The sequence below is a fragment of the Rhizobium sp. AC44/96 genome (genome assembly GCF_001692185.1).
Taxonomy (GTDB): Bacteria; Pseudomonadota; Alphaproteobacteria; order Rhizobiales; family Rhizobiaceae; genus Rhizobium.
Genome location: NZ_LXKO01000025.1, coordinates 77,669 through 100,924, shown reverse-complemented (window position 1 = coordinate 100,924; position 23,256 = coordinate 77,669). Strand labels below are relative to the sequence as shown.

At 59.5% G+C, this 23,256-nt stretch carries 22 protein-coding genes and 2 pseudogenes; 18 read left to right on the top strand and 6 right to left on the bottom strand.

What is annotated here, in order from left to right; genetic code table 11:
* The 7 genes from A6U87_RS18070 to A6U87_RS30700 all read left to right on the top strand — a co-directional run bounded on the left by A6U87_RS18070 (position 1) and on the right by A6U87_RS30700 (position 9,871).
* Positions 1-1,002 carry an ABC transporter permease gene (locus A6U87_RS18070; RefSeq protein ID WP_065692675.1) on the top strand — a complete coding sequence of 334 codons (1,002 nt, stop codon included), beginning with the start codon at positions 1-3 and terminating at the stop codon, positions 1,000-1,002.
* A gap of 108 nt (positions 1,003-1,110) precedes the next feature.
* Complete coding sequence (locus A6U87_RS18065; protein WP_065692674.1) at positions 1,111-2,361, top strand: acyl-CoA dehydrogenase family protein; 1,251 nt, start codon at positions 1,111-1,113, stop codon at positions 2,359-2,361.
* 12 nt (positions 2,362-2,373) lie between these two features.
* Positions 2,374-3,297, top strand: a complete 924-nt coding sequence (locus A6U87_RS18060; RefSeq protein WP_065692673.1) for an LLM class flavin-dependent oxidoreductase — start codon at positions 2,374-2,376, stop codon at positions 3,295-3,297.
* Between the two features lie 22 nt (positions 3,298-3,319).
* Positions 3,320-4,609, top strand: coding sequence for an NtaA/DmoA family FMN-dependent monooxygenase (locus A6U87_RS18055; RefSeq protein ID WP_065692672.1), 1,290 nt, complete (start codon positions 3,320-3,322; stop codon positions 4,607-4,609).
* A 264-nt stretch (positions 4,610-4,873) separates the two neighbouring features.
* Complete coding sequence (locus tag A6U87_RS18050) at positions 4,874-7,846, top strand: autotransporter domain-containing protein (protein WP_065692671.1); 2,973 nt, start codon at positions 4,874-4,876, stop codon at positions 7,844-7,846.
* Positions 7,847-8,117: 271 nt separating this feature from the next.
* Positions 8,118-8,579: a hypothetical protein gene (locus tag A6U87_RS18045; protein WP_141683992.1), complete on the top strand. Its 462-nt coding sequence runs from the start codon at positions 8,118-8,120 to the stop codon at positions 8,577-8,579.
* Between the two features lie 896 nt (positions 8,580-9,475).
* Entirely contained in the window at positions 9,476-9,871 is a 396-nt protein-coding gene (locus A6U87_RS30700) for a DUF6678 family protein (protein WP_354666053.1), read from the top strand.
* Here the strand turns inward: A6U87_RS30700 and A6U87_RS29365 are convergent.
* Positions 9,842-10,105, bottom strand: coding sequence for a helix-turn-helix domain-containing protein (locus A6U87_RS29365; protein ID WP_083199530.1), 264 nt, complete (start codon positions 10,103-10,105; stop codon positions 9,842-9,844). The two genes, A6U87_RS30700 and A6U87_RS29365, sit on opposite strands and share 30 nt — an antisense overlap.
* Before the next feature lie 104 nt (positions 10,106-10,209).
* Here A6U87_RS29365 and A6U87_RS18035 point away from each other — a divergent pair, with 104 nt between their 5' ends.
* Positions 10,210-11,097 carry a LysR family transcriptional regulator gene (locus A6U87_RS18035; protein ID WP_065692668.1) on the top strand — a complete coding sequence of 296 codons (888 nt, stop codon included), beginning with the start codon at positions 10,210-10,212 and terminating at the stop codon, positions 11,095-11,097.
* A 256-nt stretch (positions 11,098-11,353) separates the two neighbouring features.
* Positions 11,354-11,653, top strand: coding sequence for a transcriptional repressor TraM (locus tag A6U87_RS18030; RefSeq protein ID WP_065692667.1), 300 nt, complete (start codon positions 11,354-11,356; stop codon positions 11,651-11,653).
* A gap of 5 nt (positions 11,654-11,658) precedes the next feature.
* Here A6U87_RS18030 and traR read toward each other — a convergent pair whose 3' ends face one another.
* Positions 11,659-12,363 (bottom strand): transcriptional regulator TraR, encoded by a 705-nt coding sequence (traR, locus tag A6U87_RS18025; protein ID WP_065692666.1) that lies wholly within the window; start codon positions 12,361-12,363, stop codon positions 11,659-11,661.
* Between the two features lie 371 nt (positions 12,364-12,734).
* Here traR and A6U87_RS18020 point away from each other — a divergent pair, with 371 nt between their 5' ends.
* Both A6U87_RS18020 and A6U87_RS18015 read left to right on the top strand, forming a co-directional pair.
* On the top strand, positions 12,735-12,914 hold the full coding sequence (locus tag A6U87_RS18020; RefSeq protein ID WP_065692665.1) for a hypothetical protein: 180 nt from the start codon (positions 12,735-12,737) through the stop codon (positions 12,912-12,914).
* Positions 12,911-13,534 carry a hypothetical protein gene (locus tag A6U87_RS18015; protein ID WP_065692664.1) on the top strand — a complete coding sequence of 208 codons (624 nt, stop codon included), beginning with the start codon at positions 12,911-12,913 and terminating at the stop codon, positions 13,532-13,534. Before A6U87_RS18020 ends, A6U87_RS18015 begins: the two co-directional genes overlap by 4 nt.
* 17 nt (positions 13,535-13,551) lie before the next feature.
* Here A6U87_RS18015 and A6U87_RS18010 read toward each other — a convergent pair whose 3' ends face one another.
* The 4 genes and pseudogenes from A6U87_RS18010 to traA all read right to left on the bottom strand — a co-directional run bounded on the left by A6U87_RS18010 (position 13,552) and on the right by traA (position 19,485).
* The gene (locus tag A6U87_RS18010) at positions 13,552-14,169 is read right to left on the bottom strand and encodes a TraH family protein (RefSeq protein WP_065692663.1); all 618 of its coding nucleotides are present in this window, start codon (positions 14,167-14,169) and stop codon (positions 13,552-13,554) included.
* Between the two features lie 17 nt (positions 14,170-14,186).
* Positions 14,187-15,352: pseudogene (locus tag A6U87_RS18005) on the bottom strand (conjugal transfer protein TraB).
* Positions 15,342-15,907: pseudogene (gene traF, locus A6U87_RS29360) on the bottom strand (conjugative transfer signal peptidase TraF). Before traF ends, A6U87_RS18005 begins: the two co-directional pseudogenes overlap by 11 nt.
* Positions 15,904-19,485, bottom strand: coding sequence for a Ti-type conjugative transfer relaxase TraA (traA, locus tag A6U87_RS17995; protein ID WP_065692661.1), 3,582 nt, complete (start codon positions 19,483-19,485; stop codon positions 15,904-15,906). The pseudogene traF and the gene traA overlap by 4 nt, the downstream one beginning before the upstream one ends.
* A gap of 253 nt (positions 19,486-19,738) precedes the next feature.
* On the opposite strand from traA, the gene A6U87_RS17990 reads away from it, so the two are divergent.
* The 7 genes from A6U87_RS17990 to pmtA all read left to right on the top strand — a co-directional run bounded on the left by A6U87_RS17990 (position 19,739) and on the right by pmtA (position 23,206).
* Complete coding sequence (locus A6U87_RS17990; protein ID WP_065692660.1) at positions 19,739-19,972, top strand: TraC family protein; 234 nt, start codon at positions 19,739-19,741, stop codon at positions 19,970-19,972.
* Positions 19,973-20,003: 31 nt separating this feature from the next.
* Entirely contained in the window at positions 20,004-20,315 is a 312-nt protein-coding gene (locus A6U87_RS17985) for a type IV secretory system conjugative DNA transfer family protein (RefSeq protein ID WP_065692659.1), read from the top strand.
* Between the two features lie 131 nt (positions 20,316-20,446).
* A complete protein-coding gene (locus tag A6U87_RS17980) occupies positions 20,447-20,644 on the top strand; it encodes a hypothetical protein (protein WP_065692658.1) in 198 nt (65 codons plus the stop codon).
* Positions 20,645-20,977: 333 nt separating this feature from the next.
* The gene (locus tag A6U87_RS17975; RefSeq protein WP_065692657.1) at positions 20,978-21,382 is read left to right on the top strand and encodes a hypothetical protein; all 405 of its coding nucleotides are present in this window, start codon (positions 20,978-20,980) and stop codon (positions 21,380-21,382) included.
* 130 nt (positions 21,383-21,512) lie between these two features.
* Positions 21,513-22,004: a hypothetical protein gene (locus A6U87_RS17970; RefSeq protein ID WP_065692656.1), complete on the top strand. Its 492-nt coding sequence runs from the start codon at positions 21,513-21,515 to the stop codon at positions 22,002-22,004.
* An 89-nt stretch (positions 22,005-22,093) separates the two neighbouring features.
* Positions 22,094-22,258 carry a hypothetical protein gene (locus A6U87_RS29945; RefSeq protein WP_158007283.1) on the top strand — a complete coding sequence of 55 codons (165 nt, stop codon included), beginning with the start codon at positions 22,094-22,096 and terminating at the stop codon, positions 22,256-22,258.
* Positions 22,259-22,603: 345 nt separating this feature from the next.
* The gene (gene pmtA, locus A6U87_RS17965; protein WP_065692655.1) at positions 22,604-23,206 is read left to right on the top strand and encodes a phospholipid N-methyltransferase PmtA; all 603 of its coding nucleotides are present in this window, start codon (positions 22,604-22,606) and stop codon (positions 23,204-23,206) included.
* The last annotated feature ends 50 nt before the right edge of the window (positions 23,207-23,256 follow it).

Sequence of the window (23,256 nt, the reverse complement as noted above, 5' to 3'; positions counted from 1 at the left end):
ATGACAAAGAATATCGTCTCAACCCTTTTCCGGTCGGCGTCGACCCTTCTCATCGTGCTGGTTCTGTCATTCTTCATCACGAGAGTTGCCTACCGCAACCCGGCGGCAATGCTCGCGCCTCGCAATGCGACACAGGAAACGATCGATGGCGTGGCTCGGGCGTTGCGTCTCAACGAGCCCTGGTACGATCAGCTCTGGTATTACCTTTTCCGTGGCCCCGATATTCAAGGCGCGCCGATGGGTCTGCTGCATTGGCCACCGGCGCTTGGCTACTCCTTCAGAAAGCAGGCGCCGGTCACCGACCTTATCCTCTCCAAGGCTCCTGTGACGATTTCGCTGGCGCTTGGCGCGCTGGTCATCTGGATGGTCATATCGATCATTTCCGGTGTTGTCGCAGCGCGATGGCAGGGCCGCCTCATCGATCATGTGCTGGCGTTCTTCGCCTATGTCGGCTTGTCGGTGCCAACTTTTCTGAGTGGCATCCTGATATCCTATTTCTTCTTCTTTCAGCTCACGAACCATGGCTTCGCCTGGTTCCCAAGCAGTGGTTACGTCCCGCTGTCGGAAGACCCGTTCGAATGGGCGAGACATCTCGCTCTGCCGTGGGCGACGCTGGCGATCGCCGAGATCGGCATCTTTCAGCGGATCGTCAGAGCAGGGATGCTCGACGTGCTGGGTCAGGATTACATTCGAACGGCGCGCGCCAAGGGACTGACGGAGACCAGGATCTATCTCTCGCACGCGCTGAAATCGGCTCTCAATCCCATCATCACGCTGGGGGGACTCGAGCTCGCCGTTATCATGGGCGGCGCGATCGTCACCGAGACGATCTTCGGGCTGGACGGCGTCGGGCGGATGGCAATTACCGCAGCCCTGGATGGTGATTTCCCGCTCGTGATCGGAACGACGATCTTCGCGGCCTCGGTCTTCGTCGTCTGTACCTTGGTCGTCGACCTCCTCGCACAATGGCGCGATCCCAGCCAATCCAGCTCATCTCGCTAGAGGCTGGAGCATCTCGTTCAACCAGACACCAAGGCCGGAACGCGCCGCCGATCCGGACAACACCCCATCACAACTCATGACGCAGCGCCACTAAGAAGGAGAACAAACATGACAGTAGTGGATGCCCCCGCTTCACTGACCTATCTGCGCCCCGCCACCGCAGAAGAAGACGCCCTTGTTGCGCGCTTCCAGCCGGTCTTCGATCGCATCGCCGCGGGCAATGTCGAGCGCGAGCGCAATCGCACCTTTCCCTTCGAGCAGGTTCAGTGGCTCAAGGACGCCGATTTTGCTCTCGTGCGCATCCCCGAGGAATTTGGCGGGTGGGGTGCCTCACTTGAGCAAACCTACTACCTGCTGGCCTTGCTGGCCGAAGCTGACGCGAACGTCGCCCACATCTGGCGAAATCATCTCGCATTCATCGAAGATCGCCTGAACGCGAAACCCTCGCCAACCAACGACCGCTGGTTCCAACGCTTCCGTGATCGAGAATTCGTCGGCGGCGGCTGGACGGAAGCCAACAACGGGACCTACGCTACCATAAAGACGACCGTGACGCGCGAGGCTGATCACTACAAGGTCACCGGCGCGAAATTCTATGCCACCGGCAGCCTCTATGCCGACTGGCTCGACGTCATCGGCAAGGACGAGAGCGGCTCGCTCATCACCACCTTGGTCAACCGTCACCAAGCGGGCGTCGCGCTGACGGACGACTGGCCAGGTTTTGGCCAGCGCACCACGGCCAGCGGTAGCGCGACCTATCAGGAGGCCATCGCGCACGAAGGGGATGTTTTCCCGGCGAGCGAGCGAGTGGTTTATCAGGGGCACTTCTACCAGACGGCTCTGCTGGCCGTGCTGACCGGCATTACGCGCGCAATTCTGCGCGACGGTATCGCCGCGCTCAAGTCGCGCGGGCGAAACTACCCGCAAGGTCTCGATCCGGTTCCCGCTCTCGATCCGCAATTGCTGCAGGTCATCGGCGAGGTGTCGGTACGGGTATTCTCGACCGAGGCCGCGTTGCGTCGAGCGGCACACTCGCTTGACCTGATCGCCGGCGCTCACGCGGCCGGTGACATTGCCTTGCGTGACAAGCGCGCCCTGGCGGGGGAGGTGGCTGTTTCGCAGGCGCAACTGGCAATCATCGATGGCGTCCTTTTCGCAGCCACACACGTCTTCGGCGCCCTTGGCGCATCGGCGACCTCCGAGGAAACGGCACTCGATCGCCATTGGCGCAACGCGCGTACGCTGGCGTCCCACAACCCCGTTGCCTACAAGGCACGCATTCTCGGCGACTACCTAGTCAACGACAAGTCGCCGGTCTCTAGCATCGGTCGGCTCGGTCGCGGCGGGCAGGGCAACTGAGGAGGCTGCACCATGGCTCAACCGTATCTTGCGCTTGGTCTTGCCGGACCGCACCTGGTGGAACTCACGGCAAGTCGCGAGCTGCTGTCCCGGTGGGATGCATTGCCCGTTGCTTTCAGTGTTTTGGGAATCGACCGCATCGACGGAAGCCCACCGGCATCGGCCACGCTCACCAGCAGTGCCGTCGGCGCCACCTTGGCCGGCGTCACGAAGCACGGCCGCTTCCTCATCACGGCAACGCCGCAACGTGACCACCCGTACAACCTGGCACGCCGGGTCGCCTCGCTTGCCCACCTGTCTCATGGCCGCAGCGGCTTACTGATCGGGGTGCGGGACGCCTATGCCCCCGAAGGTCCAAGGGATGCCCCTGCCTGGGGTGGAGCGGGTCTTGGCGGCGGCGCGGCGCTCAATGCCCAGACCGCTTACGATGCAGCCCGCGCGGTACGGGCGCTCGAGCAGAGTTGGCCACACGACACGATTATCGGCAACCGCGAGACCGGCATTCTGGTGCAGTCAAACCGCATCGTGCATGTCGATATCGACAACAGCTTCTCGATTGCCGGGCCATTGAACACCCCCGAGCCGGCGACAGGCGCGTCCGTGATTGCCTGGTACGCCTCAAGCGTGGCGGACAACCCGCCGGCAGGTGATGACGATCCGATCGATCTTGTCCTCGGTCCCGCTGGTTCCGTCCCAGTGGTAGCGCTGGGCGATGCGCCGCCGGCCGGTTCGTTTACTGGTGTGGTGTTGCGCGCAGGCCTTGAGCAATCGGTAGCCGCCCTTCTCGACACTGCCGAGCAGTGGCTCGCCGACGGCTTCGCCTCAAGGCCGCTCGGCGTGCCTCTGCGCGCCGCACTCGCCCTGCCGGCACCCACGCCGCTGCCGTCCACCGCACGCGCCGCTTTTCCTGTGCCGCAACCGCACGTCTCTCTATAGGACGGCGACGGAGACATCTCGCATGACAAACAAACGATCTGGCCACGTACTCCTCGGGATCAACGTTCTGGTGTTGGGCTATCTACCCGCAGCCTGGAAGACGCCGCTGCTGGAGAAAAACGCCTTCATTGACCCAGACTACTGGGCGAACATCGGCAGGACCGCGGAACGCGGCACACTCGACGCGCTCTTCCTCGCCGACGGACCGCTGTTGAACGATCCGGCTTATGACGCCAATCCGATCCGGCTTGAACCCAGTGTGAACTGGGGCCAGGTAGCCGCAGCGACTTCACGGGTCGGCCTGGTTGCCACTGCCTCGTCGACGTTCAACGATCCCTTCGAACTTGCCGAGCGCTTTCTCTCATGGGACCACCAGACGGGCGGGCGCGCGGCGTGGAATGTCGTCACCACCCGCGGGGTATCTGCGGCACGCAATTTCGGCATGCCGGATATTCCGTTTCGCGACGACCGCTATGAACGGGCCAGCGAGTTCGTGGACGTCGTGCGGGCGCTGTGGGACTCTGCTGCCACGAACCGCGACGTGCATCATCACGGCGAGTTCTTCGACATCGACGGTCGCTTGCGCGTGCCGCCATCCAGGCAAGGCCATCCCATCATTTTTCAGGCAGGTGGTTCGCCGCAAGGTCGCGCTTTGGCGGGGCGCGTGGCCGAAGGCGTGTTCGCTGCTGAACTCACCAAGAACCAGGCCATCGAGCACTACCGCCTGGTCAAAGGTTTCGCACAGAGCAATGGCCGCTCACCTGACGATATCAAGATCCTTCCTGGCCTGTTGCTGAGCCTGGGCAGCACTGAGGAGGAGGCGCGCCGCCGCAGCGATGAAATCCATGACGCCGGCCCGCCATCCTATTCGATCGGCTGGCTCTCACAGGCGATCGGCTATGACGCCTCGAAGCTCGAGCTCGACGAGCCTTTCCCCGAGGACGTGCTCGGCCCCATCAAGGACCCCAAGACCTTTCTGGGGAGCATCGGCTTTCGGGAATCGATCATCACACAGATCCGCAAGACCAATCCCACCGTGCGCGACTACCTGAAGCAGACGCGCTACACCGGCTCAGGCCACGCCGGATTTGTCGGAACGCCGGAACAGCTTGCCGATCACATCGAGGATTGGTTCCACGCCGGCGCCATAGATGGCTTCAACCTGCAGCCGGATCGCCTGATTGACGGATTGGCGGTGATAGTCGACGAACTCGTGCCGATCTTGCGCAAGCGCGGTCTCTATCGCCACGAATACGAGACCGAGACCTTGCGCGAGCACTTCCGCGCGGCATCACAGACGCCGCCGTTCTAGAAGAGCGGACGGTATCCAATCGAAGGCGGCATACGCTCCTGGACGAGCGTTGCCGCGCAACCAATCGCGGCCGCTTCGATATCGGCTCCGGCGTGCCTCGGTCTTGGACCGATACGAACTCCCCGAACCCATCAAGACAACTAACGAGCTGCCCCGACGATATCTTCTATGTGTACGAGTAATAATTTGTTAACCAGGCTTGGATAGGAATCGTTAACCGTCCCGCCGATGTATGGCGGTGCCTGTTAGCGTCGGTCGATCCATATGAAACCACTGCTCCCGGCATTTTCCCGCCGCCTCGGCTTGTTCACGGCATTGACGGCCGCCGTTATGCCTGTGCATGGCTTCGCCCAATCGGCCTGGACCGGCAGCACAGACAACGAGTTCAGCAATTCATCGAACTGGACTCCTGCAGCACCCGGGGCAGGCGATGCGGCGAGCGTCGATATGGGGTCTCCACAGGTTACAACCGATGCGACAGTCGGCAGTCTGGATGTGGACGGTGGAAACGTCACCGTCACGAACACCGGCACGTTGAACACGACGTCGGGCACCACCATCAGTTCGGGCAGTCTCAGCATCAATGCAGGCGGGGTGGCGAACTCGGATGTCAGCCTCGACGGCGGCAGCCTCTCCGTTGACGGTGACCTCAATGGCCGGCTGGAGCTCAACAATGGTAATGTCACCGTTAACGGCACCCTCGGCAGCGCCGAAGTGGGAGCCGGCACCGCGCTCTCCAACAATGGCTCCACCGGCGCGGTGGATGTGTCCACGGGCGGCACCTTCGTCAACAACAGTGGCGCGACAGTTGACACGGTCACCAACGCCGGCACCACATCCAATTCCGGAACGATCGGCAGCCTCATCAACACGGCAGGCACCTTTACCAACAACACTGGCGGCACGGTAACGGGAAGGACGACCGTTTCGGGTGGAACCGTCACCAACAACTTCGTCATTACCGACGCGGATGTAGCGGCAGTCGCGACATTCGTGAACAACAATGGTGCAACTGCTGGCGCGATCGGGAATTCCGGCACGGTCACGAACGCAGGCACGATCGCCTCCGTCCAGAACGACGGCGGAACGTTCACCAACAATGCAGGCGGCATCGTCACCGGCAGCACCAACGTCAGTGGCGGCAGCGTGACGAACAACGCCACCGTGAGCGACGTCAATGTCAGTACCGCTGGTACATTCACGAACACGAGTGGCGCCTCGGCCGGCGCCGTGACCAACGCCGGCACTTCATCCAATGCGGGGACGGTCGCCAGCCTGACCAACACGGCCGGTACTTTCACCAACAATGCCGGTGGGACAGTGACGGGAACCACGACTGTCTTGGGCGGAACGGTCACCAACAACTTCGTCATCACCGACGCCGATGTCGCCGCAGTCGCGACATTCGTCAACAACAGCGGTGCCACTGCCGGGAACGTGAGCAATTCCGGCACCGTCATAAACGCGGGCACGATCGCCTCCATCGAGAACGACGCCGGTACGTTCACCAACAACGCTGGCGGCTCGGTGACGGGGACGACAACCGTGACCGGAGGCAATGTCGTCAACAATGCGACATTGGCTGATGTCGAGGTCGGTAGCGCGGGCACCTTCGTCAACAACAGCGGCACAGTGGCAGGTGCAGTGACAAATGCTGGAACAGCTACAAACGACGGAACCGTCGCGACCCTCGATAACGTTGGCGGCACATTTTCCAACACCGGCACGATCGCTGGAACGGCAACGGTTTCGGGTGGCTCGCTGATCAACGATGGAACCATTGCAGGAACGGTCGCCGTCGATGATGGCGGGCTCCTGTCGGGTAGCGGTGTCGTCGGCGGCCTCGTCGTGAACGCCGGCGGCATATTGGCACCGGGGCCGGGCATCGCAACGTTCGGTGTCAACGGTGACGTGACGTTCGCTGCCGGCTCAACCTATCAGGTGGACATCGACGCCAACGGCCATTCCGACAGCGTCGCTGCAACGGGAACCGTTTCCATCTTGGGCGGCACGCTGAATATCACAGCAGCCGGCGGCAACTACAATACGACGACCAGCTATACGATCCTGACTGCCGGCAGCATCACCGGCACCTTCGACACGGTTTCCAGCGACTTTGCCTTCCTGTCGCCGACGTTGATCTACGACGCCACGGAAATCGACATGCAGCTCGATCGCAACAGTGTCCAATTCGCCGATGTCGCCGATACGGCAAATGCCAGGGCAACGGCTGCGGCGGTCGAAGCATTGGGTTCGGGAAACGCGGTATACGACGCAGTCTTGTCGCTGAATGCCACCACGGCGAACGAAGCCTTCTCACAGTTGAGTGGCGAGGTTCACGCCTCGCTCAAGAGCGCGCTTCTGTGGGAGAGCCGCTTTACGCGCGAGGCAATCCTCGACGAAATCGCCTTCGACACCGATAGGCGAAACGACGAGGCGACGTTCTGGACATCAGGCTATCTGTCCTCCAACCGGTGGTCGAGCAATGGAAATGCAGCCGGGATCGATACAAGTCTCGCCGGTGTTGTGTTTGGAGCAGACGCTCCGATCTCCGATCAATGGCGGCTCGGCGCGATCGCGGGTTACAGCGAGAACTCATTCGATCAGGCGAGCACAAATTCCTATCACGCCGGTCTCTACGCCACCGGCGACTTGGGGCCGGTGACCCTCGTTGGCGGCGCTATCTACTCGCATAACGAAGCATCAACCCGGCGTGACATCTCGTTTGGTAGGTTTTCCGATCGGCTGAGCGCGAACTACGCGAGCGCCACCAGTCAGGTTTTCGCGGATCTCTCTTGGATGCACGAGTGGGATGCCGTCAGGTTCCAGCCATTCGCCAATCTCGCCTACGTCAACCTCAAGACCGACGCGTTCCAGGAAGGTGGCGGAGATGCAGCTCTGTCGGCGGCAGGGAGCAACGACGCGATCGCCGCCTCCACGATTGGGCTGCGCTGGTCTACCGACTGGTCGGAAAACGACGTGCCGGTCATGGTCTCAGGCATGCTGGGTTGGCGGCATGTCGCAGGTGACGCGACACCCTATTCCAGCCTGGCCTTTGCGGGCGGCTCGCCTTTCATCATCGAAGGTGTCGAGATTCCAGGAGATTCCCTAGTGGCGCAGCTTGGCGTTTCCGCAAAAATCTCGAAGTCAGCTCGCCTGACGCTGAGCTATTCCGGCGAGTTTGGCAGTGGCCTCCGCTCCAGCGCGGCGCAACTGAACCTGGTGACGCGCTTCTAGGGAAGCTTTCCATGCAAGGGATTTCGCCGCAAGCCCCGCATGTCATGCAGATTGAGGCTTGATAACGACGTGCCCGGGTTTCGTCCACATAGCCGGAGTGAACCGCGAGGCGCACTCCGCATACTGCATGGCTGAGCGCTCGGCACAGTACCACGAGATAAAGGCGGACCGCTCTTCAAATCTACGAAGCGAACTGGGCTTCCGAGGGATCTTCAGGCTGGTGTCAGATTCTGACTGCAAGTGTCCCACAGATGAAGGAGTTGGGACCGTTATGTATGCTGTAGCGACTTGGGCAGGTTCTGTTACGGATTATACCGCCAATTTCGACCGGATCGCGACATTGACTCCTTCAGCAGCAATGGGAGTTTTCGTCGGCGCGGCTTTGATCCTTTGGTGGTTGGGGACGAGCAGAGACTACGGCCCTTATGTCCCACTGACGGCCTTGATTTCGGTATCGATCACACTCCTTGCAGCGTCAGTGGTTCCTGTTGCGAGTTCGGTCGCAATCGCGGCTACATTTCTACTCAACGGAAACTTCAGGACTTTTGCCTTTTTTTGTGTCGGCGCATTCTTTATCAGTATTGCTGTCGTTCTGACGGGCTCTCATAGTATCATTACGCTTCTAGGCGATGTCGTCATTGGTGCGTTTTCCGCGCTATTGGCAAATCTGGTTTTCGCCGGATTAATCTTGGCAGTCTTGCTGCGTGCATGCGATTCTTCAGACCGAGAATAGCGCCAGAAGATCGCAAGGCGACGGCCTTCAATGGGTAGCAAGCGGGTCCTAAAGCTCAAGCGGCATTCTCGAGCAGAACCCGAAAAGTTGCTTGGTTCGATGTCCAAGCGGAGCCGACGTAACTACAAAGAAATTAGCGCCTTCTTTCAATGCACGGGAAAGCGAGTGAGGCGCCCGCTGTCGGATCCTGCACGCGCAAAAAGCAATGCCTTGTGCCGGTCCCCAATCTAGCCCAACGGCTGAGCCTCGCTGGCGGCGCCTCCTTGACCACTTCGATGTTGAGTTTTGTCTCTAAGTCGGCCCTGAATTTCGCGGCGTTGCGCGCGCCCCAGATACCAAAGAAGCACATCCCAGTTTCATCGTTCTTGTATATAGCTGCACCACCGAACGCATCCGAAAGTCCGCCTTCCCCAGGGCCGCCGGGGCCGTAGACTGAGATAACCGCCTCCATTGGCGCTACAGCCACAACGGTATTAGGCGACCGGGAGAAACCTTCGCTTCGGAACTGATACACAGGGATGATAGCGTGGGCATGATCGAACTATACTCGTGGCAAGCGGGGCCACAAGTCCGCTTCGGGCGATAGTCGACGTTCTCATATTCCCGCCTTGGGCCGGCAGCAGCCATAGGTAGATGACAATCTTTCACCAACAGCCACATCAAGCTGCCTTCGACAAGTCAGGCTTCGTGGCGATATTCCCACTTGCCTTCGGAGCTTAGTCGTCGCCACGTCTTGCCGCTCTTCGGTGTCCACGTGCCATCAATCGTCTTTACGGGGGCCGATGTGTAGCATCGTCGCCAATGTTGTAGCTGATCGAGGCCCCAGAAACTGCGGAGAAAGTTGAAGAGCAAATTTAGCATGGCAACAATTATGTCCGTCTAGTCGGCTCTGTCGCGTGACATCGGCGCGACGCCTACGCCTCCACCGCTCCGCATCGCATGTGGACGATACCAAATGGCGAGAACTCCCTACCGCGGTGTCTGATGAGCTACCGTTCCCGCCACCTTATCAGGCGAGATTCGTCCTTTCAGGCAGTGCCGATTTCGAGGAACTTGAGGCCGCTCCCTCGTATTATGGCGACTGGGCCAGGACGCCAGAGGCGTCCATGGGGATGGTGGCCACGCTCACATTCCCACACAGGCCGTCATCCCCCTCAGCGAGTAGTATCATTGGTCTGGAATGCAACAGTCCGTTCTCAGCCACGCAATCTCGCACGGCTGAGAGGAACTCATTCACAGCGTCACCGGTAGGACATGCAAGCTTACCTGTGAGATTTTCGACCCGGCTTTAATGGTTCAGGCTTTGATTGATCCTGATCGGGTATTGACAAAAGGTCCCCAACATCAACTTGAAGTGCTCTCGCGAGACGATCAAGAAGGTCAATTGAAGCGTTATGCTTTCCCCGCTCAAGATCACTGATAACTGTTCGATCAACAGTCGCATCGACCGCCAAGTTCTCTTGCGTGACGCCTCGCGAAGAGCGAACTCGTCGAAGATTCCAGGCTATGCGAGCTCGCGTGTCCATTATTGATGGGCACCATCTTGCATTGCATATATCCATCGGATATATCCGACATATATTGTTTTTGGTACTCTTGGGGTCCGTCAAGACCAAAATAGGCGGTATCAGTGGAACTGCGCCAACTATCCCTTTTCAGAGCCGTCGCCGAGGAGCTTCACTTCGGTCGGGCTGCGATCAAGATGAACATTGCACAGCCAGCCTTGAGCAATCATGTCATGGCGTTGGAAAAAGAGCTTGGTTGCCCGTTGTTCATCCGCTCCACTCGCCGCGTGGAGCTGACGAGGGCAGGGGAGACGTTTTATGATCGGGCTGTCCGCATCCTCAGCGAGATGGAGCTCACGACCGAACTGACCCGAGCCGCCGGCGGCAGCCGCATCCGTCAGATCAAGATCGGTACCGTCTATCCAGCCACCATGGGCATGCTGCCTTTGTTCCTCGGCAAGATCGCCCGCAAGTTTCCCGATGTCCGCATACACATCGCCTCCGGCAATACAGGAGACATCATCCGCGGGTTGGAGACCGGACAGCTGAACCTGGGCTTCATCAGGCCTGTTGAGAACATCGGCTCACTGCGCTTCTTCTCCATTGCGCATGAGCGCTATCTTCTCGCAGTTGCCGAGAGCAATCCCCTGGCCGCGCTCAACGAGATCTCAGTCGAAGATTTGCGTGATCAGAAGATCATTGCCTTCGACCGGCAGAACCTCTCCTTCACCGAGCGGTACTTCAATGAGAAATTCGAGGAATACGACCTGACGAAGAACGTTGCCTACAGCTGCGATGACACCTATTCGCTGGTCTCCCTCGTTTCTGCCGGGCTCGGCATCGGCTTTGCACCAGAATGGACGATGGGTATCCCCAATCGCACCTTCGTCCTGAAGAAGGTGAGGGGGATCGACTTCAAGATCGGGCTTGGAATTGCCTGGTCGAAGGAGGATCCAACGGCGTCGCGTGATGATATCCTGGAGATCGCCAAGTCGCTGGTGCGGAAGGGGTGAAGCGACCTCGAGAGGGGAGCGCGACTGACATTCAGGTCAGTGGGCGTAATGAGTTGGTGCAAATCTGCATTAGGAAATGTGCCGATATCTATGGCCATAAAGCTACAACAACGACAAGTGTATATGGTCGCAGTATTCGAATGACGGCAATCACCCGTTCGCGCCGGCGCCATATTCACCACGTCGACCGAACAGCGCGGCCTTTGCTTATTTATGGAAGGTGAGAGCGTATCGCGCGAAATGCACGGGAGATAAAATGATCAAGACCGACCATACTGATCTACGCGATTTGACTTTGAGACCGGTTGCCGGGCTCCTAAAGGGTGTGCCGGAAGACGTGGTTGAACAGCTGACGGTGACAGCGATCAAAAGACACCGCGATCTGGTGAGCAAAGCCGATACGCTGTTTCATAAGCTCCCTCCCGATATCAAGGCAGGCAACGAGCCAACCGGACTTGACCATGTTGAATATCTTGACGCAGCAATCGAGATGCATTCGCAAATGTCGGCGCTAACCACGCTTTTGGATATTCTCGGCAGGACCCCAAAAGTCTGACCGGATCAAATCAAACCACGTCTGATAGCCAAAGCCACCAGCTGCGTGTTGTTGCACAGATCGTATCGGCCCCTCAGCTCCTCCATTGTCTTGCGGACCGTATTGTATTTCACCTGTTCGACATCGGCGACATCCTGGACCGTTTTCCCGAGTTCGAGCCAACGCGCGAAAATCACTTCCTTCGGGCTGAGATAAAACGGTTCCTCGACCGAGGGAGTTGCTTGCAGCGCTTCAATGCGGGCATGGATCTGCGCGACGGTAGAAGCCGCCATTATTGCATCAACCTCGTGATCCACTGCCAGCTGCGGCTTCCTTGAGGCGAAAGTGAGCATAGCAGCCCCCCGGTTCGGGAGCGTGATCGGAACGGTTATTCCCGATCTGATATCAAAGTCGGTGGCATCGGCGAAGAAAGCCAACTCGCTCTTGGACATGGATCCCATATCGGCTTCTGCTGACCATGAGAAAGTACGGCGCAACTTCTTTGCCCGCCGGATGACCGGGTCCACCGATTTTAGATCGCTCTTGAAATAGTGATCCTGCCACTCGGGATGATAGTTCGAAATAGCAAAGGTCCGACCGAAACGGAGATCGATGTAGGCGTAGCCCGAAAATTCGAAGCGTTCGGCCAGATCAGAAAGTGCGGACTTGAGTGTCTTTTGGTCGCGAGCGATGACGGTGATATCGAGTAAGCTATCAAGCCAATGAGACAAGGTGAGGTTCCTTTTCTGGTGGCGCCCGTGTGCAAGCGGGGTATTTTAACTTGCATCTTACAACATATGCCTATTAACGCGAGCATTTTGCTAGCCGACGGATTGTCGAACTGAGAGGTGACTGGCCCTGAGCAGTCTACTCGCCGACTTTTCGACGCTGGGCCGCCTCAAATGAGTTCGAGACGTGGTGGGGTAGAGAGGTTCTGTCTCGCCGAGGTTAGATCGCAAGCGGGCGACTTAGCGCCTGCTGTGGGCCCTTTTGCGGTGGCAATCAGGAGGCACATTTCAACGCCGCGCCCCCGTCCAAGTTTGCGCTTTTGCGGGAATCCGTGTAATAAATGGCAAGTAGTTGGCTCAGGAGGGCCTCGACGATGACAGACATCCAGCTGGAGGCGCTTATCGCGCTCATGGAAAAGCGGGCAGAAGACGCCGCCAAGTCTCCAGACGATGCACGCCGTCATCTGATGGACGCCGGCATTGTGTCTGCCGATGGCAAGCTCGCCCCAGAATATGCGCGCGACGACAACGCTGAGGAAGCGGCTGCCGCTTGAGTTCCAATTACCCTGCATACGTGCTCGGCTACCACGGCTGTGATAAGGCGGTGGGGATCGCTGCATTAACTGGCGCGTCTCCCCTTCTTCCGAGCGAGAAGGCGTATGACTGGCTTGGCTCCGGTATCTATTTTTGGGAAAATGATCCTGAGCGTGCCCTAGAATGGGCGACGCAGAAAGCTGAGTCCGGCGCCTATAAAGAGCCCTTCGTGCTTGGCGCAATTATCGATCTCGGCAATTGCCTGGACCTCATTACCCGCAAATACGTTCCCCTGATCCAGACCAGCTACCGCATGCTGAAAAGCCAGATCGAAGCCACCGGCGGAAAAATGCCGGTGAATTCCGATGCCAGAGGCGATAAGAATTCCGACAAACTGGTTAGGAAGCTGGATTGCGCTGTTATCCACTACGTTCACCAGCTCGCCAAGGAAGCCGCCCTTCCAGCATTCGACACGGTTCGAGGGCTTTTTCCAGAAGGCGATGAAATCTACTATGGCGCTCGCTTTCACGAGCGTACCCATACGCAGATCGCCGTTCGCAACGACGCGTGCATCAAAGGCTTTTTCCTTCCACGGGGAGACGCGCCGGCGCTGACTTTTCCGGTTTCGCCACAGCGTTAACTCATTTCCACCGCTCGTTATTTTTGTCCGCCTATCCTTGAAAGATCGATCCTAATTCCTGCCTCGGTGGGCTTACCCGGCTTGGCTGATTGGGAGCTATCTTCACTCTCGGGAGGAGGTGCTGCAGGTTCACCATCGTCAGCCGGCTTTTCTGAGCTTCTATTCATGAAGGTCGCACCACCGGGATCGTTGGCTCGGAACACGTTGTCGCCCTCGAAGGTTCCTGTCTTCCAAGCATAGATCGTATCATCGACCAACTGCGGAAGGAGCTCGCTGTTCGTGGGACGGCCATACCACTTGGTGACGATGCGGGCGACCTTCGCAAATATGCCCGTCCCCGTTCGCAAGTTCGCGCAAGTGTCGAACATGTCTGGCTGAAGCTGTGACGGGTCGCCAACGCCAACGCCCGCGGGAAACTGTGTGATGCCGACGCGAACGATTGCATGACTGACATAGTCCTTGACCACAGCCATCGCCTCGTCGGGAGAGCGAGGCTTGGGGATGAGAACCAGCCGACCATCCGCCTTCACGGTTACGGCCAGTGGATCGTCGGAACCGACGGCCGAAATGAACTGTTCGACGATAGCAGAGGCAAGACTTGGGTCGGCGCATTTCGCGATAAAGGCTGCGTCCATGACGATGGCTCCAAGGATCAGGTGTTGAAAGACATCACGAAAGGCTTGCCGAACAGCCGTGCCCAGGCTTCTGTGCCGGCACGCTGGATGGCGATGATGGAGGTTTCTTTGGTCCACCAGCCATTCCCGATTGCTATGATGAGATCAGGATCATGAAGCATCGACTGCAGGATGGGCCAAATGACAGCTGCTCGTAGCAGATGAGTGGGGCCAAGCGCTGGCCGCCAACTGATACGATCGGGTTTGCAAAGAAGTCCGCTCGGGCTCCGCCGCTCCTTCCAATCAGAGGCAACCAGGGCTGCCACATGGAGCCAGGCACTGGCATGCGTTGGCGGCAGAGGATTTCGCTCTCAGTGGCCGAGATGCGAACCAGGACGTTGTCATAGCCTTCCGGATCGACGACAGCCGCGCCGGCGATGACGTCTAGATCAGTCCCGGCAAGCTGCAGCCTCCACAGGCGTTCGGCCGATGGCGTCCAAAACCCGAGAGCACTTTCAGCCAAAATCACTTGGGTGGTGTCTGTGCGACGCTGACGGCGCAGCGTTGCAACAAGGTCACTATGCCGAACAAGACTATTATCTCGACCAAGACTATTTCCGAGCTGCAGGTCGACGCCTTGCCAGCCCCGCCCTATGTCGGGAGCGGTCCAGAATGCGGCGGACCAGAGCCAGAAGCCTACGAGGGCCATGGCTGCAGCCGGTCGATAGAGTGTCGTCATGATCGCGAGACCGGCTGCCATGCCCGCCAGTCCCGCCCAGCCCCATCCTGGAAAAAGTGCGCCGGCCGTCGTTATTGGATGCGCCCAACCGACAATCCCAAAAGGGGGGACCGCCATGAGGACCATCACGATCGTATATCGCAAGGCTTTCCACCCCCTTGACTGGGGCGACCACAGGGCGGCGTGGACGATAACGAAGCCGCTTGACGCGACGATCCACAAGATCAGTCCCGGCCAGATGTCCGATTGATAGAAGGCAGCCACGCCTTGTGGGAGACCACGCGACGCCGCCAGAAAATAGGACGCCGAAACGATACCAGCGGTGCGGCGACTGCGTGCGAGCGACCAGAGAGCGGGAAAGGCGATTGCTGCGGGAAGCGCCAGCACATGTCCGCTCCAAGCAAGGTATCCTGTCGCTACAGAAGCCATTGCGAGGGAAAGGGGTTGGAGCAAATCACGGCGCATATGTGAGCACCTGCTTTGCAAGGCCGAGGACGCCGGAGGCAGGGACCGGCCCGAAGTATCGCGAGTCCCGCGATCCGGGAAATGGCGAGTGGAGGAACAGGAAGCCGGCTGGAATCGTCCCTCCCGAAAAAGCGCGCTGCCGCCGCCCCGGGCCGTCCTGAGCCACGAGGTCGGAGTTCGCTATCTGCCGTCCATCGATCGTGACGGCCTCGGCGACATCGATGCGTTGACCGGCAACTGCCGCTACCGTCTTGATGAGGGGACCAAAGTTGCCCGGGCAAAGACCCGAACGCAGGTAGCCTCGTTTAACCCCCTCGGAAATCGCATCGGTCTGTGGCGGGCAACGAACACCATGTCGCCGACCTGAACCGGACGATCAAGGGGCGCGATACGCCAGAGACCGAGCGGCTGGCTAGGTGTGGTGTTGATCCGCAGTCCGCCAATAGTGCCGCCGACGATCACCGCTAGGGCAGTGCCGCATGAGGCTGCGAGAAGAGCGAGGGCAGGGCGTCTCTGGTGCACTATGGCAGGGGTGGGTTTTTCGCGAGACGTCATTTCAGCGACAAACCTTTCGTTTGGGTTTGGCGCATGGTTTCCGCCTGTTTCAGCGCCACAGCTGTCCGTTCATGCGCGGCCAATTGCTGAACAGTCCGGATCGTGTCCCAAGCCGACCGCAGCTCTTGTCTCTGCGCTGGCTGCATACCCGCGGATGCTGTCTCGAACGCCTTCCCCTCCGCTGTCTTTGCCGCGAGCGGAAGGAAGGTTCTCTCTCCGAAGCGTTCCGACACCGCCTTGGCGAGACCTGCGAGCTCGGCCTTCACTTGTTTGTCGGCCAGGGCAAACTCAAGACCTGCGGGGATATCGTTTCGATCGATCGCATCGCGCACGCGCTCGAGCACCTGCTTTGCCGATGCGGAGAGTGCGGGAATATCGAGCGAGAGCTTGGCGCGGACCGCACGTTCCTCCTCTTCATAGCGGCTGCCTGCCTCGGCGCGTTTTGCAATGAAGTCCTGAAGATCGCGGGCAAGCGCTGGGGCGTTGAGGAGCGCTCTATGACGCGCCTGCTTGTCGGCACTGCCGGCAAAAAGTCCAGTCTTCCCCTTCAACGCACCGAAGCTTTCCGGCCGTTCTGCAATCCGCACAATCGCGGTTGCCGCCACTGTCCCATTCGCCAGCATCGCGTCAACATTGACCACCTTGAAGGCGGCCTGCGGATCCGCAAAGACGTGATGGAAGCGAGCGGAAACTAGCCTCCAGCTATCCTTCAGGCCAGCGTCGGCCGAGAGCCTGTCTTCGACCACCTGACTGATCGATCTGGGGAAGATCGTCGTGCCTGAGACCATCGGTTTTGGCTCCTTGATTGCAGGCAGTGTCGATGGGGTCGATCTCGCTCCGCCAAGGCCGAGCTTCACTGCGGCGGCGGCAAGGCGCGCGCCAAGCGCGGCGAGTTTCGATGATTGCCGAATGGTCCATTGGAGCCGATCGTGCGCGATGGTGCGGGCAACATTCATGAGATGGAGGCCGCGCGCCTCAGCGAACCGAAGCGCAGCGCGATAGTGCGAGGCGTCCTGATAGTCGAGCGTCGTTGCCTTCGATCCGGCACGCGCGAGCCGCTCATGAAGGCGGGCCATCGCCAACTCCTCGATCGAGACAACCTTCCAGGAATTCCGGTCGACCTCTGTTCCGTCGGGAAGCGTGACCCGCTGCGATCCGACGTGTTTCAGGCCGATGCGATCACCGATCTCGGCTTTCGATTCATTCATCGCTCGCGCGAGATCGACGCCCCAGACGGTGCGCTCCTGGCCATCAGAATGACCGAGCGTCACATAGTAGCTGCCCCGGTTGCCAGGCTTGTGCTCGTAGGGCGCTTCGCCATGGGCGATCAGCACGCCGCCACGCCGTTGCGCGAACTCTTCCAGCCCGACATAGAGCTCCGCCGTCTCGCGGTGGCGGGTCATCGCGACATAGGAGAGGTGCCGGTCCAGCGTGTTCGACGCCAGCACTTTGACGCGGTCGACGGTGGCGCCCTGGCTCTTGTGAACCGTAGTGGCGTAGCCGTGATCGACATTGGCGTAGAAGCGCTGTTCGATGACGACTTGGCGCCGATCGTCGCCATTCCCGATCTCAGCAACGATGCGCCCTGGCTGGGCCGCGACGACACGCGCCAACATGCCGTTCTTGACGCCGAGCGATCCTTCATTCTTCAGGAAGACGATCTGATCGCCGGCTGCAAACTGCCTCGTCCCGTCTTCGGTTTTGAACGCATGGCCGGCCTCGATCACGCCTCGCTCGACCAGCTTGCCGCGCGCCATCTCGTTCAACAGCCGCACATCGACACGGCGATGGGCGAGGATCAGGGTTGCCTTGGCCGGATCGTGTTCGCGGTCCCAGTCGGCGATCAAGGAGGTGATCGCCTCGTCCCTGGTCCAGGCGGTCCGCACCATATCGCGATCCGCATAGGCGTCGAGCGCAGCCGAGACGTTTCCGCGCGCCAGATCGAGCGAGGCATCGCGCATCCATTGTTCGCGCTGGCGGTAGATCGTCCCGAGTTCCGCATAGCCGATCCGCTCGGCAATGGCGCGGAAGGCAGCTCCGGCTTCGATCGGCTGAAGCTGTTCAGGATCCCCGACCAGGACGAGCTTCGCACCTGATGTCGTGACCGCATCGACGAAGCGCGCCATCTGGCGGGACGAGACCATGCCCGCCTCATCGAGGACGAAGACGCTCCTCTCATCAAGCCGGTCTCGCTGCTGATCCCATCGCAGCTCCCAGGCCGATAGCGTGCGGGAGACAATGCCGGCATCCTTCTCCAGGCCTTCTGCCGCCTTGCCGGCAAGCGCGCCGCCGACGACCCGATATCCGGCCGCTTCCCAGGCTTCGCGCGCCGCCTTCATCATCGTCGTCTTACCGGCGCCGGCGCGACCGATCACGGCGGCAATCCGCTCCGGACCGGCAACATGTTCGATTGCAGCTTTCTGTTCGTCCGACAGGCGCTCATTTCGAGAAAACACGCCGCTCAATACTGCGGGTTTGACGGCATGGGAGGATCGCTGCGACAACCAGATCGCCTGATTGGCCATCTGTGCTTCAACGCGGATCAGCTCCCGCGTCGTGTACTTTGCCGCTGCCCTGACGCCGGTGATGAGATCCATACGCTCACGGTCGAGCCGTAGCGTCTGCGGGCTCTGCAGAATCCGCGCCATCAAGTTCTGGAAGAGCGCCGCATCGTCGATATAGCGATAAAGAACCTTGGCGACATCGCGTTCCTCGAAGACGCTTTTCTCGCGGGTGATGAGGTCGAGCACGATCTCCGGATTGCGCTGGATCCGCATGGCATTCTCCGCACGCCTATCTTCCTGCAGCTCCAGCCGCTCGAGCGCGACCTTCTCTTCCCCGCCGTCGCCTTTCCGTTCGATCGCCTTGGTCCCGACGCCGAGATGGATGGTCGGCGTCAGCTCGATGCCTTGCTTCTCGAAGGACCGCCCATCGACACGAATGTCCAGCCCGGCAAGCGCCAGATGCCGGTTCTGGATCGCAAACCATCCATCCCGAAAGGCATTGAAATCGTCGGCTCCGCCAGCCCAAAGCTCATAAACGATCTTGCTGGCATCGTTGCGAAGAGGATTGCCGTCAGGTCCCGAGACCGCAACCTTCTTGGCCCCGAACCCATCCTCGGTCAACGGCCGCAAGGTCGTCATCAGGTGGATGTGCGGATTGCCCGGGGCATCGTGAAACACCCAGTCGGCAACCATGCCCTTGGCGGTGATATGGCGCTCGACAAAATCACGGACGAGGGCGATGTTCTGATCGGCGGAAAGCTCGATCGGCAGGGCAATCGTCACATCCTTGGCGAGCTGTGCGTCACTCCGCTTCTCGAATCCCTCGACCTTGTTCCAAAAAGCCTCGGAGGCACCAGAGACCGAACGATCGGCAATCATCGCCTGCAGCCATTCCGGTGCGTCTTCGGGGATCACGAACTCCTCATACAGCAGCCCCTGCTTACTGGAGTAGTCGATCGTCCTGGCTTCCCGCTCGAACTCCATCTTCGCGCAGTGCCGATAGGCCGCCGACAGCAAAGCGCTGCGGCCAGAGCCGCGGGCAACGATGCTGACTGAGAAATGCGGAACGGCCACGAGTAGAACTCCCCCTTTACACAAATGATTCCAATCAGTTCGAAGATGACGGCGGCCCCGCTCGGCCGCTCTTCCGAGCACGTCGCGTCAGCGACGTATAATTGCGCCCTTCGGATCCGCTTCTTCGAAACGGCGGGATCATTCGCCAAAAGCTGGCGCTTTGGCGAGGTGCAACATTGCACCTTTCCAGCGGGAGAAAATTCGGGGCAGGGTTCGTCTTCATCGAACTATCAGCAACGAAGAAGCCACGCCCATGAAGAAGCCAACTGCCAAAATTCGGGAAGAAATTGCTCGCCTGCAGGAGAAGCTGAAGGAGGCGGAAACACGTGACGCCGAGCGCATCGGTCGGATCGCGATACGGGCAGGGCTCGGAGAGATCGAGACCGAAGAGGCCGACCTTCTGTCGGCATTCGAGGAGGTCGCCGGCCGGTTTCGCGAAGGAACGAAACCCGCCCAAGGACGCAAGCCTGCTGGAGACAGCGCGTGATGCCGGCCGAAAGTACGGCATCACGCTGACGATGATCTATCAGTCCATCGGCCAGCTCCGAGAAACCTATGGTGGGCGCGACGCGTCCAGCAAGTGGTTCGAGAGCGCCAGCTGGATCTCGTTTGCGTCAATCAACGATCCGGAGACAGCTGACTATATCTCGCGTCGGTGCGGCACGACCACGGTCGAAATCGACCAGGTCAGCCGCAGTTTCCAATCGCGCGGCTCATCGCGGTCACGCTCGAAACAGCTTGCCCCGCGCCAGTTGATCCAGCCCCACGAAGTCCTGCGCATGCGCGCTGACGAGCAGATCGTCTTCACGGCGGGCAATGCGCCGCTGTGATGCGGTCGCGCGATTTGGTTCCGTCGGCCGGACATGACGTCGTGCGTGCGGAAGAACAGGTTTCAGCAACGCGAAGCGGATGTCGACGAACCTGTTTCTCCCGAAACAATCTGAGCGCAGGAGGATCGTCGATGCGATATTGGGAAGCCTGCGAGGCACAGGTTACGGCAGACGAGGCCATCGAGGAATGCCGCATCCACGAAGTCGCGGCTGCGGTCCGCGGCGACGACAAGGCATTGGTCGATGAAGCCACCGGCGAGGTCATCGCCGATGCCGACGAAGAGGGTGAATATTATAGCGCGGATATCCTCGGCTATCTCAGGTACTGAAGGCTGCCGCATTGCCTGCGAGAGGATCGTGGTCCGAATGGGCGGAGACCGCTTGCGGGCTTCGTTTCCCTCGGCGAGTAGAGCCGTACGCCGAAGGCGGATCGCCCAACACCTCCCTCATGGAATGCTTCACCAGATTGAATCGATCACGCGACACCGATTCATAATTGTCGTTGGACCGCAGGCGCCGAAATGCTTTTCGGAACTCGATCCGACGACGGCCACCTCTCCGTGATGTCCTTTGAACACTCCGAAAAGCAGGGGGATGAAGCGAAACTGTTGACACCTGCGACGGCTCAGCGAAAAACTGCCTCGCCACTACAGGAGAGAGATATGGCCGACGAAACAAATGCAGTCGTGACCCCGGAAAGCGCAAGCACGGATACGGTATCGCCAGTCCCGGAGAAGAAACGCCGTGGCCCGCGTCCAAAGAGCGCAGCACTTGACGCAGCTTCAGAGATGAGTGCGGCGCCCGAGGACGAAAAGCCGGCCAAGAAACCGAGAGCAAAGCGAGCAAAGTCCGCGGCTAGTGCTGCCGAAACGAGTGCTGCGGTGAAGAAGCCACGCAAGGCGCGGACACCGGCGCCGACTGTTGCAGCGAAAGCGACAGCGAACGCAGGCGACGAGATGGCGGATCTCCTTAAGCTGGAAGAGGAAAATCGGAACCTCCGGAAGCAACTGGCCGATAAGCTGCGCGCTGAAAACGCCGATCTTCGTAAGCGCCTCGGCCACTCCTAAATTCCCTTAGGACGCGCGCTCGACCGGGCCGGTGAAATCCAGATTCGCTTTTGCTGAACATTCCCGGCGATAAGCAATTGTTGCCGGGGTAGTCGTCTCCAGTGACGATAGAGGAGGGTGCGCAACGAAGATGAAGTCTCCGTGGAAATTTCTCAGCGGCCTTGCCAGGCGACACGACAAGCAAGACGCGCCAGACGTCGACGTTGCGTCGAGCGATAGCGACAAGTCATCTCCTGTCGAGCAGGCCATAGGTCCAATCGAGCCTGAAGACGCCGCCGTCCTGAAGGAAACCGATCAGGGCGGAGCCGACAGCACGACAAGGGAAGAACCTCGGCGCGACGAGGTATTGGTTGCACCCGTTTCAGCGACCAAGCCCGAAGAAGTGGAGGCAGTTGAAAAGCATGCTTCCAAGGAGAGAGCCGCGATAAGAACGCGCGGCAATAAGGCCGTCCGCCATAGGCGGGCGGAGAGCACGAAAGTCGCTCCGCCGCCAGTGGCGACGCCAAGTGAAAGTGCCCATGAACTCGATAACGAGATCAACGAACTGCGAACGCAGCTGGCGAAGAAATTGGAACTGCAGAATGCCCAGTTGCGACGCATGCTGGCACGGTTTGAGAATTGACCCCGCGAGGGAATGGCGGGCAATGGAGCATCGGTTAGAGTTATCGGTAATCAATGCTGCATTGAAGGTACTTTGCAAGGAGTACGGTGTTGAGCGCGACAGAAAATGCGTCCTTCAAATTTGCTGCCCTCCTCATGCGGCTTTCGCAAGAAGGTGTTCGCGAGGCGGAAGAATTGGCGCACAAGGCGCGACAGCAGCTCGGCACCAATTTTGGAATGGATCGCACCGGGGACGAAGAACCCATTTCGATTTAGTCCGTATTTCTCACCCGAGGCTGACGCGTAGGTCGTTGCTCGCGACTGTGCGAGGGGCAGGACACTAACGCTATATCCGCGGCCGCCAGCCCCTTTACGAATGCGCAGTCCGGCAAGGACCGCGCCCACCGATATGCCTCGCAATCGGGGACGTCTGCGCTCTTCTCCACATGGGAGTGTTGGTAGGCAGCGTTTTCTAACCTCGAGAGCCCTTTCGGCTTCCTGCGTTGCTTCCAGGAAGTTGAATGGTTTCCCCGACAAGCGAACTGAATTCGTCGTTTGTGGACTTGTATTTGTCGTTATTAAAATATCTGTTCGCGCCTCCTAAAACAGAGGAGTCAAACATTGGGCATACGGCAACGCGTGGGTTTGAAGTTCAAGGACGAGATCGAATTCTTGAAGGGATGGAAACGTGACCGTACCGCGGTCGGAGCAATCACGCCCACGTCTGTTGCGACAGCCCGAAAGATGGCCAGCGTTATACGACCGGACAGCGGACTTCCGGTTCTTGAACTCGGACCGGGAACGGGAGTGATCACCAAGGCAATTCTGAAGCGGAGCGTTCACCCCCGCGATCTCATTTCCATCGAGTATTCGCCGGAGTTCTGTCGCCACCTGCGCCATCAATTCCCGGAAGTCGACGTGAGATGCGGTGACGCCTTTGCGCTTGATCTTACGCTTGGAGCACAACGGCAGGCCAAGTTCGATTGCGTGATCTCGGCCATCCCGCTTCTTCACCTGCCGCCAGAAAAGCGGCTCTCGCTCGTGCTCGACCTGCTTGAGCGTGTTCCCGTCGGCAGGCCCGTCGTCCAGATAACCTATGGGCTGCTGTCCCCGGTCGTTGCGCTGCCTGCGGGATACGAAATCCGCCACCTCGCGTTCATGATGAGGAACATTCCTCCCGCACAGCTATGGACCTATACAAAGCGACCGGAGCGGAAGAATTGAAAGCGGAAAGTTGAAGGTGACGGGCGTTCGGAACCCACCGCTCGTATCCG